Origin of the sequence: Achromobacter seleniivolatilans (assembly GCF_030864005.1) — a bacterium.
Classification (GTDB): domain Bacteria; phylum Pseudomonadota; class Gammaproteobacteria; order Burkholderiales; family Burkholderiaceae_B; genus Achromobacter; species Achromobacter seleniivolatilans.
Window position 1 is genome coordinate 1,137,130 of record NZ_CP132976.1, and the last position, 11,476, is coordinate 1,148,605.

13 protein-coding genes and 1 pseudogene are annotated in these 11,476 nt (G+C 62.3%); 6 read left to right on the plus strand and 8 right to left on the minus strand.

The annotated features are described in order from the left end of the window. Nucleotides 1-7: 7 nt before the first annotated feature. The 4 genes from RAS12_RS05030 to RAS12_RS05045 all read right to left on the minus strand — a co-directional run bounded on the left by RAS12_RS05030 (nucleotide 8) and on the right by RAS12_RS05045 (nucleotide 2,939). Complete coding sequence (locus RAS12_RS05030) at nucleotides 8-418, minus strand: YciI family protein (protein ID WP_306945736.1); 411 nt, start codon at nucleotides 416-418, stop codon at nucleotides 8-10. 137 nt (nucleotides 419-555) lie between these two features. After that, a complete protein-coding gene (locus tag RAS12_RS05035) occupies nucleotides 556-909 on the minus strand; it encodes a YciI family protein (RefSeq protein ID WP_306945738.1) in 354 nt (117 codons plus the stop codon). A 165-nt stretch (nucleotides 910-1,074) separates the two neighbouring features. After that, nucleotides 1,075-2,073 (minus strand): OmpA/MotB family protein, encoded by a 999-nt coding sequence (locus tag RAS12_RS05040; protein ID WP_306945740.1) that lies wholly within the window; start codon nucleotides 2,071-2,073, stop codon nucleotides 1,075-1,077. Continuing rightward, nucleotides 2,070-2,939: a motility protein A gene (locus tag RAS12_RS05045; RefSeq protein ID WP_306945742.1), complete on the minus strand. Its 870-nt coding sequence runs from the start codon at nucleotides 2,937-2,939 to the stop codon at nucleotides 2,070-2,072. The genes RAS12_RS05040 and RAS12_RS05045 overlap by 4 nt, the downstream gene beginning before the upstream one ends. 313 nt (nucleotides 2,940-3,252) lie before the next feature. Between RAS12_RS05045 and RAS12_RS05050 the strand changes: the two genes are divergently transcribed. The 3 genes from RAS12_RS05050 to RAS12_RS05060 are packed head-to-tail and all read left to right on the plus strand — an operon-like array spanning nucleotide 3,253 to nucleotide 5,839. Continuing rightward, a complete protein-coding gene (locus RAS12_RS05050) occupies nucleotides 3,253-4,968 on the plus strand; it encodes an NYN domain-containing protein (protein ID WP_306945743.1) in 1,716 nt (571 codons plus the stop codon). Nucleotides 4,969-5,004: 36 nt separating this feature from the next. Beyond that, entirely contained in the window at nucleotides 5,005-5,511 is a 507-nt protein-coding gene (locus RAS12_RS05055) for a 2-thiouracil desulfurase family protein (RefSeq protein WP_306945745.1), read from the plus strand. After that, nucleotides 5,501-5,839: a hypothetical protein gene (locus RAS12_RS05060; RefSeq protein ID WP_306945748.1), complete on the plus strand. Its 339-nt coding sequence runs from the start codon at nucleotides 5,501-5,503 to the stop codon at nucleotides 5,837-5,839. Before RAS12_RS05055 ends, RAS12_RS05060 begins: the two co-directional genes overlap by 11 nt. 30 nt (nucleotides 5,840-5,869) lie before the next feature. On the opposite strand, the gene RAS12_RS05065 is transcribed toward RAS12_RS05060, so the two are convergent. The 3 genes from RAS12_RS05065 to RAS12_RS05075 form a co-directional block, all read right to left on the minus strand. Next, nucleotides 5,870-6,847 carry a Bug family tripartite tricarboxylate transporter substrate binding protein gene (locus tag RAS12_RS05065; RefSeq protein ID WP_306945750.1) on the minus strand — a complete coding sequence of 326 codons (978 nt, stop codon included), beginning with the start codon at nucleotides 6,845-6,847 and terminating at the stop codon, nucleotides 5,870-5,872. A 123-nt stretch (nucleotides 6,848-6,970) separates the two neighbouring features. Further along, nucleotides 6,971-7,564, minus strand: coding sequence for a hypothetical protein (locus RAS12_RS05070; RefSeq protein ID WP_306945752.1), 594 nt, complete (start codon nucleotides 7,562-7,564; stop codon nucleotides 6,971-6,973). A 147-nt stretch (nucleotides 7,565-7,711) separates the two neighbouring features. Further along, complete coding sequence (locus RAS12_RS05075; protein ID WP_306945754.1) at nucleotides 7,712-8,188, minus strand: carboxypeptidase regulatory-like domain-containing protein; 477 nt, start codon at nucleotides 8,186-8,188, stop codon at nucleotides 7,712-7,714. Between the two features lie 27 nt (nucleotides 8,189-8,215). Here RAS12_RS05075 and RAS12_RS05080 point away from each other — a divergent pair, with 27 nt between their 5' ends. The 3 genes and pseudogenes from RAS12_RS05080 (at nucleotide 8,216) to RAS12_RS05090 (ending at nucleotide 10,264) form a co-directional block, all read left to right on the plus strand. Further along, nucleotides 8,216-8,836, plus strand: coding sequence for a TetR/AcrR family transcriptional regulator (locus tag RAS12_RS05080; RefSeq protein WP_306945757.1), 621 nt, complete (start codon nucleotides 8,216-8,218; stop codon nucleotides 8,834-8,836). A 54-nt stretch (nucleotides 8,837-8,890) separates the two neighbouring features. Next, nucleotides 8,891-9,149 (plus strand): annotated as a pseudogene (locus tag RAS12_RS05085) (integrase); the annotation flags it as partial. Beyond that, complete coding sequence (locus RAS12_RS05090; RefSeq protein WP_306945758.1) at nucleotides 9,146-10,264, plus strand: PDDEXK nuclease domain-containing protein; 1,119 nt, start codon at nucleotides 9,146-9,148, stop codon at nucleotides 10,262-10,264. The pseudogene RAS12_RS05085 and the gene RAS12_RS05090, both read left to right, overlap by 4 nt. Nucleotides 10,265-10,303: 39 nt before the next feature. Here the strand turns inward: RAS12_RS05090 and RAS12_RS05095 are convergent, their stop codons facing one another. Further along, the gene (locus RAS12_RS05095; protein ID WP_306945761.1) at nucleotides 10,304-11,278 is read right to left on the minus strand and encodes a Bug family tripartite tricarboxylate transporter substrate binding protein; all 975 of its coding nucleotides are present in this window, start codon (nucleotides 11,276-11,278) and stop codon (nucleotides 10,304-10,306) included. Between the last annotated feature and the right edge of the window lie 198 nt (nucleotides 11,279-11,476).

The following is an 11,476-nucleotide window of genomic DNA, read 5'->3' on the forward strand; positions in this document are numbered from 1 at the left end:
GGGCGGGTCAACGGGCTACGCCCGGTATGTCGCGAAAACGTTCCACGGCCTGGCTGGGCCCGAAGTCTTCCAGTTCGAACAATTGGCGCACTTCGACTTCGCAGGGCTGATTGGTGAACGGCTCGGGAAAGCGCAGCGCCCATTGCATGGCCTCTTCGCGCGACCGCACCTGAATCATGGTGTAGCCGGCAATCAGCTCTTTGGTATCGGCAAAGGGGCCGTCGATGACTTTGCGCTGCCCATGGTCATATTGCACGCGCCAGCCTTTGGACGAGGGTTGCAAGCCGTTGGCGTCGAGCAGCACGCCAGCCTTGGCCAGAGCTTCGTGATAGGTCGCCATCGAAGCCAACATGCTTTCTTCCGGCATGATGCCGGATTCGCTGTCGGGCGTGGCCCTGACGATGATCATGTATCGCATGTGAGTCTCCTGAATTCCGTGGGTGCAGCCCGCCGGTGTTGGGGCTTGTACGGGTACGACGAACAGGACTGCACGAGATCGACACGTGTTTTACGAACCTAGGGTATGTACTAGGTTTTGGCGGGAGTGACCCGGCGCTACATGTTGCAGGGGCCCAGTTCGCGGACCTCTACCGTGGCCCATTGCGCGGCCGGGCACTCAGCGGCCAGCGCCAGCGCTTCTTCACGAGTTTCACAGGTCAGCAGGAAGAACCCGCCGATCATTTCCTTGGCCTCGGCAAAGGGGCCATCGACCAGCGTTCGTTGCCCGTCGCGGATGCTCAGCCGCACGCCTTCGGATTCCGACTTCAGGGATTCGGCGCCGGTCAGCAGGCCGCGCGCCTTCAGGCCTTCGGCATAGCGCAACATCTGCGCGTAGGCTTCGCGGCCTTCTTCTGGTGTGCGTTGGGCGCGTTGCCCCACCGGTTCGACGATCAGCAGCATGTAAGACATGAGGGCTCCGGACTCAGCAGGGAAATGGGCAGTTGGCTAGATTACTGCGGTTCATTGCCCGCGCGCCATCGCCGGAATGGGGACGCTCATCCCCCCGAAAGGGCACATTGCTTCTGGGTTCAAACAAAATAAAACCGGCTTGCGCCGGTTTGAGGGGAAGAGGGATCAGGGCCGTACTGGCGGGGTTGCCGCAGCGGGTTCGGGTGCGCTGGCTGCCCCCGCAGCCGGTTTCGCAGCCACTTTTACTGCCGTATCAGCCGCTTGCGCGGGCTTCTGCGGCGCCGTGATATCCATGATCAATTCAACGCGGCGGTTGGCAGCGCGGCCAGTTTGCGTGTCGTTGGATTCGATGGGGCGGGTTTCGGCGTAACCCACCGCGCGCAGGCGCTGGGCCGCCACGCCGTCGCGGACCAGTTCACGCAGCACGCTGGTGGCTCGGCTGCTGGACAGTTCCCAGTTCGAGGCGAATTGCTTGGTCTGGATCGGCACCGGGTCGCTGTGACCTTCCACGGAAACCTGGTATTCGTTTTTGTTCAAGATGGCGGCCAAGCGCTTGATCACGTCCAGGCCGGCCGGACTGAGTGTCGCCTGGCCCGACGGGAACAGGAGTTCGTTGCTGATGCGGAAGCTGACGGACTGTTCGTTGATGATGACATCCACCGACTTGCCCAGATCGCCCAGGCCCAAGGACTCTTTGGACGGGGCTTTGAGCGGCGGCGCGGCATCGGCCACCACCACGCCGTCGTCTGCGGGCGGGGTGTCTGCGGCAGTTGCCGGCGCGGCCGGTTCCGCCCAACTGGCGGGAATCGGCGTCGCGTCGAATTCAGAGTATTCGCCGTCGTACTTGGGCAAACCGGTAGCGGCCAGAGTGCCAACCAGCTCCACCGGGGTGTCCGAGGGGCCGTCAATCTGGCCATGCAAGCGCGACACGGCCAGCATCACGACCAGCATCGCCAGCAGCAGCGTGATCAGGTCCAGATAGCTCAACAGCCAGTTCTCGGAATCCTGCTCGACCTGTTCTTCAACGTGCCAGCGGGAATAGCGGTCTTTGCGGTCGCTTTTGCTTGGGCGCCAGCCGCTGTCGGCCGCCGCTTTCTGCGCGCGCATCTGGGCCTGGCGGGCCTGTTCGATCCGCTGCGCCAGGGAAGGGGAAATCAAGCTCATTGACGTGCTGCGGCAGGGCGGGCAATAGAGACGGGCTGGGCGGCAGGCTTGACCTGGCCTTCTGTCTTGGGTTTGGGCGCGGCATTTGCAGCGCCGCCGTCGTAGATTTCGTCTTCAACGTGCATGACGAAAGAATTCAGCGTTTCACGCACCACGGCCGGGCCGCGCTTCTCGCACATCATCGCTATGCCTTGCAGCACCATGTTCATGGACTCGACGCGGCGGGCGGTGCGGCGCTCAAGCTTTAGCGCGATGGGTTTGCAGATCAGGTTGGCCAGCAAGATGCCGTAGAACGTGGTCATCAGGCCAATCGCCAGATGTTGGCCGATCATCGTCATGCTGCCATCGCCCAGCACAGCCATCAGGTTGATCAGCGCGACCAGCGTGCCCAGCATGCCGAAGGCCGGCGCAAACGTGGCCATGACGCGAAACATCTGGGCTTCGGCCTGTTCGCGGGCACGCATGCGCGCGACGCGCCATTGCAGCACTTCAATGATCTGGTCTTCGGGCGTGTTGTCGATGATGAGCTGCACGCCGGTGCGCAAGAACGGGTTCGAGACCTTCTTCAGCTCCTGCTCGACCTTGTGGACGTCGGTGTTCATCCATAGCTGCGCCATCGACACCAGTTCTTCGATGTCGCGCTGCTGGTCGTGCTGTTCGTTGCGGAACACGGTGCGCACCAGCTTGAAGATGCGGACGACTTCCGGCAGCGGGTAGGCGATGAACAGGGCGGCGCAGGTGCCGCCCAGAACGATGGCCAGGCCCGGCAGGTTGAAGTACATGCTGGCATCGGTGGCGGACAGCGCGATAACGACAAGCAGAGTAAGCAAGCCGACGGCGGCGCCGATGACGGTAGACGGATTCATGGATCTTGCCCGAAAGGGATGGCACTCCATGCGCGGAATGCCGGATTTTCGGAAATTCTAGCCAGGACTGGCTTGGGTCAATCGCCCGGAAAGCGGGGCGAAAGGGGCGGTAAGCGCTGGCTTAACCTGTCTGTCAGGCGGCAACGGACCAAGGAGAAAATGGGGTCGGATTAAACGCCTGAGCCTGAAGCTTGCAGCGGTCTCAACCCAGGCGGACTGGCGGGCGGTTAAGAGGTGGGGCGCCGGTTATGTATATCATGCGGGTTATCAGTCGGTGAGCCGCGTCGCGGGCGCCGAGGCATTGGAGAAAAAAATGAACAACCCCAACGAAAACGTCAGCATGGCGCTTTTCTGCGACTTCGAGAACGTGGCGCTGGGTGTGCGGGACACCAAGTATCAGAAATTTGACATCCGTCCGGTGCTGGAACGCCTGCTGCTCAAGGGCAGCATCGTGGTCAAGAAGGCGTATTGCGATTGGGAGCGTTACAAAGAGTTCAAGGCTCCCATGCACGAGGCCAATTTTGAACTGATCGAGATTCCGCACGTGCGCCAATCGGGCAAGAATTCGGCCGATATCCGCCTGGTCGTGGATGCCCTGGACTTCTGCTACACCAAGTCCCACGTCAACACGTTCGTGATCATCAGCGGCGATTCCGACTTTTCTCCGCTGGTGTCCAAGCTGCGCGAGAACAACAAGAAAGTGATCGGCGTGGGCGTGAAGCAATCCACGTCAGACCTGCTGATTGCCAACTGCGACGAATTCATCTTCTACGACGATCTGGCCCGTGAAGGCCAGCGCACCGCCGACGCGCGCCGCGACAACCGCGGCGGCGCCAACACCGCCCAGCGCCGCACGCCGGACGAAGAACGCCGCCGCAAGGAAGAACTGGAAGCCCGCAAGACGCAGGCCGTCGAGATGGTGGTTGAGACTTTTGAAGCGCTGATGGCCGAGCGCGGCGATAGCGGCAACGTCTGGGCGTCGGCGCTGAAAGACGCGCTGAAACGCCGCAAGCCGGATTTCAACGAGTCCTATTATGGCTTCCGGGCGTTTGGCAACTTGCTGGACGAGGCGCAATCGCGCGGTTTCCTTGAGGTAGGCCGTGAGGAAAAGTCCGGCACCTATGTGTATCGTGACAACTCGGGCGCCAAGCCCGTGCCGCTTCAACAGGTAGCCGAGTCCGCCGAAGGGCAGGCAGACGTGGCGCAGGAAGAGTCCAGCCCGAATCCCAACTCCAGGTCTGCCCGTAAATCGCGCGGCGGCCGCAAGGCGTCGGGCAGGGGCGCAGGCCGTGGCGCGCGTGACGACAACGCTGCGGTAAATGCCGACAGCGCTGCCTCGTCGGAATCCCCGCGTCAGTCGGGCGATGCCAATCCGGCTGAAGCCGCCCGTCCGGTTGAAACTTCGAAGCCGCCTGAAGGTTTCAAGGCGGCTCAGGCGCATGCGCAAGCCCCGACGCAAGCTGTTGCCCAAGCGCCGGAGCAGGCGCCGAAGCCGTCCCCGCAACCCGTCGAAGCCGTCGCGCAAGCCAGTCAGCCCGAGCCGGTCGATTTGTCCAAAAAGCCGGGTGTCTACAAGCTGCCGCCGATGCCCAAGCCTTTTCAGACACCCAGGCAGAACACGGCCGTGACCTCGCCGCCGCCGAAAGTGAATATCGCCGAATGGACGTTTGCGGACGCGCCGCCTGACGCCCGCCGCGACACGTCGGTCAAGGCGCCTGCCAAGGTGTCGGACCCGTTCGAGGGAGCCGTTGCCAGGCGGGCAGCTGAACCGGAAGCGGCGCCGGCGGTAGTTGCCAAACGCAGCACCCGCACCGCGACCAAGACGGCTACGGCCAAATCGGGTGAGCGGGGCGCCACTGCCAAGACCTCGCGCGCAGCCACGGCCCAGACGGTTGCCGCTGAACCGGCCAAGACGCCTGCCGCAGCCAAAACGCCAAGTGCCAAGGCGTCTGATGCGCCCGCCAAACCCGCCCGCAAGACGGCGGCTCGCACGCGCCGTACCAGCAAGACCGACACGCCGGAATCCTGATCCTTCAGGCCGGCATTTCATTCCTGCGGGTGCGTTATGCAATATGTATTGGTCAGTTCATGCCTGTTGGGCAAGCCCGTGCGCTATGACGGGCGGGGCGTGCCCAACAACGACGCGGTGCTTGCCCGGTGGTTGGACGAAGGCCGGGTCGTGCCGGTCTGTCCCGAGGTGGCGGGGGGCATGCCGATTCCCCGTCCCCCCGCAGAAATCGAACCCGGCGCCAATGCGGCCGGGGTGCTGGCCAGCCGAGCCCGCGTCGTTGCCGTCACGGGCGAAGACGTTACCGTGCCGTTCGTGAGCGGCGCGCAAGAGGCATTGGCGGTGGCGCAATCTCGCGCCATCCGCGTTGCGGTGCTAAAGGAAGGCAGCCCGTCCTGTGGCAGCGGGTATGTCTACGATGGCAATTTCTCGGGGCAACGCCTGCCGGGCGTGGGCGTTACGGCCGAGCTGCTGACGCGGGCGGGCGTGCGCGTGTTCAGCGAGAAGCAATGGGCAGATGCCCAAGCCTGTCTGGCCAGACTGGAGCAGGGCAGTGTGGATTAGCGCCGGCGCTCTGCTGCTGGGGATCTTGATGTTCGTGACGGCCTGCCGCAAGCGGTTCAAGCAACGAGCCGGTAGAGCAAACGCAACGCCCGCGGTGCGCAGGCCATGGCGCATGCGCGTGGCAGCGCTGCTGTGGCTGGCCGTGTCAGCGTTGTTCTTTTATGCGTGGGTGGCAAACTATTTGATTTGGGACTTCAACGAACTCGGGCGGCACTATGATCCCGTGGATCAAGTTGTCTACACCGATGCCGGCGCAGTCTGGGTGTTGCCCGCAGCCCTGGCGCTGATGGGCGGTTTGTGGTGTGCCTGGCGCGGCTGGCGGCGTTGAACCGCCTGCCGGTCGGTGTCCCAGGGTTTCTTACTCGCTACGGATATTCGCCGCTTTCACGATTTTCCCGTTGTCCGCATATTCTTTCTGCACCTGAGCCGTGAATTGCTCAACGCTTCCTGGCGACATGATGTTCAGCGCTTCGGTAAGCGGCTTGCTGATGTCGGGCAAGGCCGCCACTTTGTTGATCACCGCGTTCATGCGTGTCCGGAATTCGGGGCTGGTGCTGGCGGGCGCAAAAAAACCGAAGGTGGACGTCATGTTCGCCATCGGGTAACCCAATTCGGCAAACGTCGGTGCATCAGGCCGTCCGGTCAGCCGCGCTGGCGAACCCACAGCCAGCAGCTTGAGTTTGCCTTCGTCGATCAGCGTGTTGACGGGGGCGGACGCGTTGACCAGCATCAGCGTGAACTGGCCGCCCAGCGCGTCGGGCACCATTTGCGCCATGCCTTTATAGGGCACGTGCGTGATGCGCACATTTGCCTGTCCGTTGATCTGTTCCAGCATCAAGTGGCCCAGTGAACCGACGCCCGCAGTCGCCAGCGACAATCCGTTGGGATCGGATTTGGCTTGATCCAGCATGTCTTTAAAGGTCTTGCCCGTGAATTTTGGTCCGCCTACCAAGTACACCGGGGAATACATCACGGCCGCCACTGGCGCCAGATCCTTCAACGGGTCGTACAAGGTCTTCATCACGTGCGGCGACAGCGTGACGGGGCTGACAGCGGTGAATCCCAAGGTGTTTTCGTCCCGGGCCCGAGCCACGGTGTTCATGCCGATCATGCCGCCCGCGCCGCCCCGGTTTTCCACGACAACCGGCCGGCCCAGTTCGGTGGCCAATTTTTGCGCGAAAGCCCGTGCGGTGTTGTCGACGATGCCGCCTGCGCCATAAGGCACGACGATGGTCATGGCTTGCGTCTTGGTATCAGTCTGGGCGTGCGCCGCGAACGAGACGGCGTATGCAGCGCTGATGGCGCACAGGCCGGCGATCCGCTTGAAGTTGAACATGGCTTTCCCCTGATGCCCGGCATCGTGGCCGCGCGTTATGACGGCGGTCGAATGCAACACGCCGGCATGCAGTGTGTGCAGGCCGGCGTGTTGGGGCAATCGGGGATACCCGGGCTTGCGATGTCAGTTGGCGCGGTAGCCGCGGCTCGCCATGCAGGAATTGAGCGAATGGTTATACGTATCCACCATGATCTGCGTGGTCCATTGCGAAATGGTGGCCGGGTCATATCCGCTTTGGTTCATCGCCCAACGGCTGCAATCCGTGGTGGCGTTCGCTTGCGCGCTGCTGACCTTGGGCGCGGCTTCGTACTGCACCGGCGCGTACTGCGGCACGGGCTGTTCGTAAACGACGGGGGGCGCCGCATACACAGGCGGAGCTGCGTAGACGGGGGCGCTATAAACCGGCGCCGCGTAAACAGGCGGGCTGCTGTAGACCACTCCCGGCGCGTACACGCCGGACTGCACATAGGTAGGCCCCGAATTGGCAGCCAGCACCAAGCCTACGGCTGCCAATGCAAATGCTCCGCCAACCCACCAGCCGGCCGAGCTGCTGCCGCCACCGCCATGGTGGTGACCACCGTAGTACCCGCCGCCGCCGTGGTAGCCATTGCCATACCCGCCGCCCCAGCCACCGCCGCGCCCGCCAGCCATCACCGGCGCGCTTGCCACAGCAAGCGCGAGCGCCATGACAACCATCCGGCCTGAAAACCGCTTCATGATCTTGCTCCTCGTTCGCCTGCGCCGGCACATTGCATTGGCCCAGGGCGATACCGATACTTTACTGCTGCATAGCCACGAGAAGTTGTGTCAATAGATACGGGAATTTCAAGTGATTTCAAGATGTCTGCGGGGCGGGCGGGAATGTTACGGCGTGCGATCTGTGTTGCAAGAAAGCGACTCGCCAGCACGCAATTCAACGATCAATTTGTCATCGAATTGTGACGCGGTCCGGTTCAGCGTTTTGTAAGTCTCGAAGCCCGCTTTCTCAATGCACCAATTCCAGAAAAACTGCTCTGAACCGTGGATCATCAGGGCTTCAATACGCCATTCCGACTGCGATGGAAACGTTGCTACGCCGTTCTGCGCACTCTGCATTTCCTGGCGCGAACGCTCTTGGCCGTAGGGATACGCGCTGGAAATCAGCACGACACGAGCGTTCGGGATCGGTTGTGATTCGGTGTCCAGAACTGTGACTCGCGCACTCGGTTGCAGGGTCTTGTAGACCGGGTAGGGAACACATCCGGCGGCGAGCCCAGCAAGGGCTGCGGTGCTGGCCAGCGTCAGTAAGCGTAGGGGAAGTGACAATCGGATGATGGGATGGTCCTGGAAGTAGTGGCGCAAAGCCTTGAACGGTAGTACTTTCTCGCGATGATTACGGCACGACCCCCTTCACTATCGCAAGACAAGCGGCTCACCAAAGGTGAACGCACACGGTTACAGCTTTTAGAGGTCGCCGCGGCGGAGTTCGCGGAACGCGGATTTCAGCATACCCGGATCAGCGACATCGTCGCCCGGGCCGGCGTGACCCAACCTGTCTTTTATCAATACTTCTCAAGCAAGCAGGCGGCCTACGACGAGTTGGTCGGCATGTTCGCGCAGCGTTTGCGGCAGGCAATCAGCCAGACGCGCCTGCCTGGCGCGTTGGATGGTTCTGACCTGGCAGACCGCATCCGCAAAGGAGTCAGCGGTTTGCTGGCTATCTTGCAAGAAGATCCCAACCTGACGCGCATTGGTTTTTTCCAGGTGGAAGCCGCCGAAGCCTTGAAGGACGAACTCGTGGCAATGATTGCCGACAACGTTCGCGCCGAGCAGGAGGCGGGTTGGTTCAGGCCAGAGATTTCGGCCGACTGGTTTGCTCAATCGCTCATGGGCATCATCGAGCGCTTCACCCGCCAAACTCCCGATGCTGCGCAGCAGCAGGCGTTGGCGGATTTCATTGCGGTCTTGCTGCTGGACGGCATACGCCAACACCAACGATCAGCCTCCTAGCCGGAGGCTTTTTTTACGCTGATCGCCGCAGCGCATTAACGCTGGAGCAGGGTCGGCGGGACTCGCGGGTTCCAGGCTGCTGGAGTGCGGCATGCTTGCACGCAAGGCATCCATCACTGGGCGACGAACGGCATTGCCAACTCAGGGAGTGCCGACCAAGGTGGACATAAAGCTCACAGCCCTCAGCACCGTGGCGATGTTTATGCACTATGTTCATACCGAGGACAGGCCGGTGCGGGATGCGGCCGAACTGGTGGCGAAACGGCGGCTGGCGATCACCGGTGCGTTCCGTTCTATGGAGGTGATTGCGTGACAAGGAAGACGCCTGTGGTGGCAGAGAAATCCGCCTCCTTGCCGGCTGGCTATGCCGGCCTCCACGGCGGCATCGTGGAACTGCTGGATGCTGCGCGCCAGGCAGTGGCGCGCAGTGTGAACGCGCTGATGACCGCCAGCTACTGGGAGATTGGTCGCCGGATCGTCGAAGCCGAGCAAAATGGCAAGCGGCGAGCCGGTTATGGCCAGCAGTTGATGGAGCGCTTGTCCGCCGACCTGACTGCTCGATTCGGGCGCGGGTTCGGCCCTGATAACCTGGAGAATATGCGGCGCTTCTTCCTTGCATATCCCACAGCCGCAATTTCCGAGACAGTGTCTCGGAAATTCGACCTCTCCCAATTGGCCCAGGTTTTCACCTTGCCGTGGTCTGCCTATGTCCGGCTGCTGTCGGTCAAGGATGACCATGCTCGCCAGTTCTACGGGGCCGAAGCGTTGCGAGGGGGCTGGAGCGTGCGCCAGCTCGACCGGCAGATTGGAAGCCAGTTCTACGAACGCACCGCCTTGTCCAAGGACAAGGCGGCGATGCTGGTCAAGGGCTCGGTGTCCAGGCCCGAGGATGCCGTCACGCCTAATGACGCCGTTAAAGACCCGTATGTGCTGGAGTTCCTTGACCTCAAGGACGAGTATTCGGAATCCGATCTGGACGCGGCCTTGATCCAGCGTCTGGAAGACTTCCTGCTGGAACTGGGTGAAGGGTTCACCTTCGTCGGGCGGCAACGTCGGTTGCGCATCGACCAGACCTGGTATCGCGTAGATCTACTGTTCTTCCATCGCAAGCTGCGCTGCCTGGTCATCATCGACCTGAAGCTGGGCAGCCTGACCCATGCCGATGTGGGACAGATGCACATGTACTGCAACTATGCCAAAGAGCATTGGGCCTACCCGGATGAGAACCCGCCGGTGGGCTTGATCCTATTCGCTGACAAGGGCCATGCGTTGGCACGGTATGCACTGGATGGCTTGCCCACCAAGGTGATGGCGGCGAACTATCGCACGGTGCTGCCGGATGCCGAGTTGCTGCAAAAAGAGTTGGAAAACGCGCGGCGTCTGCTTGAATCTCGCGGAACGCTGTCCTTGAAGGACGGCAAGCCATAGTCGCGCGTCCCGCCGTCCGCGCGACACCCTTCGCGACGCCTACTCCACCCGGGCGCCAGACGCTTCAACCAGCTTGCCCGCAGCTTCCCAATCCGCCTTCAGCAGATCCTGAAACTGCGCCGGGGTTTTGGCCTCCGCTTCAACGCCCAACGACGACAGGCGCGTCTGCACCTTGGGGTCGGCCAGCACTTTGTTCACGGCCGCATTGATCTTGTCGCGTTCGGCGGCGGGGATGCCTGCCGGGGCCAGCAGGCCCAGCCACGAATCAAAAGCGTAGCCGGGCAGTCCGCTTTCAGCAGCAGTCGGCAGGTCGGGCGCAAAGCGTGAACGGGTCTTGCCGGTGTAGGCCAGGAAGGTCACGCGGGGGTCGTTGCGATAGGCGGTAACGCCGATGGTGGCGGCGGTAACGGCTTGCACGCGGCCAGCCAGCAGTTCGGTGACGGCATCGCCCGTGGATTTCATCGGAATGTGCTGCATTTGCGCGCCTGCCAAGGTCAGGAACGATGCCATGCCCAGATGCGACGCGCTGCCGTTGCCTGCGGACGCGTAGTCATAGCCGCCCGGTTTGGCTTTGACCGCCTGGATGAATTCTGCCGTGTTCTTCACGTTCAGCCCGGCCGAGGCCAGAATGATGTAGCCCGTGTTGCCCACGTAGGCTACGCCGGTGAAGTCTTTGTAGGGGTTGTAGCTGAGGTTCTTGTACAGATAACCCGCGATGTTGTGGCTGGCGGCGGCCAACACCAAGGTATTGCCGTCCGGCGTGGCGCGGGCCACCTGAGACGTTCCCACCGTGCCGCCCGCACCCGCGCGGTTTTCCACCACGATGGAGGCATTCAGCGCCTGACCCAGCTCTTCGCTGATGGCGCGCGCAATGGTGTCTTGCACTGCGCCCGTGCCGTAAGGCACGACGATGCGGATAACGCGTTGTTCGGCCTGTGCCGTGCCCATGCCGGCGATGGCCAGCGTCAGGGCAAGCAGGGTGGTGCGGCGTACAGCTTGGAATCGGGTAGACATGAATGCGGCTCGTGTTGGGTGCGCGCCCGCAGGATGCAAGGGCGGACTGGACGGCGTTGGACTCTAATGACTCACGCCGCGCTAGCCAACGATTTATTTGCCGCTTGTTTATTGCTGCAAGGGATATAGACGGCAAGCCCCGGCTGGCGGGCCAGCATCTCGTGCAGATGCGCGTCTGGCCGAGGGCCGTCAGCCCCC

What these genes read in the sequence shown, in the direction of transcription:
- RAS12_RS05030 (WP_306945736.1), bottom strand. Translation starts at nt 418, where the DNA reads ATGCGATACATGATCATCGTCAGGGCCACGCCCGACAGCGAATCCGGC.
- RAS12_RS05095 (WP_306945761.1), bottom strand. Translation starts at nt 11,278, where the DNA reads ATGTCTACCCGATTCCAAGCTGTACGCCGCACCACCCTGCTTGCCCTG.
- RAS12_RS05055 (WP_306945745.1), top strand. Translation starts at nt 5,005, where the DNA reads ATGCAATATGTATTGGTCAGTTCATGCCTGTTGGGCAAGCCCGTGCGC.
- RAS12_RS05080 (WP_306945757.1), top strand. Translation starts at nt 8,216, where the DNA reads ATGATTACGGCACGACCCCCTTCACTATCGCAAGACAAGCGGCTCACC.
- RAS12_RS05070 (WP_306945752.1), bottom strand. Translation starts at nt 7,564, where the DNA reads ATGAAGCGGTTTTCAGGCCGGATGGTTGTCATGGCGCTCGCGCTTGCT.
- RAS12_RS05040 (WP_306945740.1), bottom strand. Translation starts at nt 2,073, where the DNA reads ATGAGCTTGATTTCCCCTTCCCTGGCGCAGCGGATCGAACAGGCCCGC.
- RAS12_RS05045 (WP_306945742.1), bottom strand. Translation starts at nt 2,939, where the DNA reads ATGAATCCGTCTACCGTCATCGGCGCCGCCGTCGGCTTGCTTACTCTG.
- RAS12_RS05035 (WP_306945738.1), bottom strand. Translation starts at nt 909, where the DNA reads ATGTCTTACATGCTGCTGATCGTCGAACCGGTGGGGCAACGCGCCCAA.
- RAS12_RS05050 (WP_306945743.1), top strand. Translation starts at nt 3,253, where the DNA reads ATGAACAACCCCAACGAAAACGTCAGCATGGCGCTTTTCTGCGACTTC.
- RAS12_RS05065 (WP_306945750.1), bottom strand. Translation starts at nt 6,847, where the DNA reads ATGTTCAACTTCAAGCGGATCGCCGGCCTGTGCGCCATCAGCGCTGCA.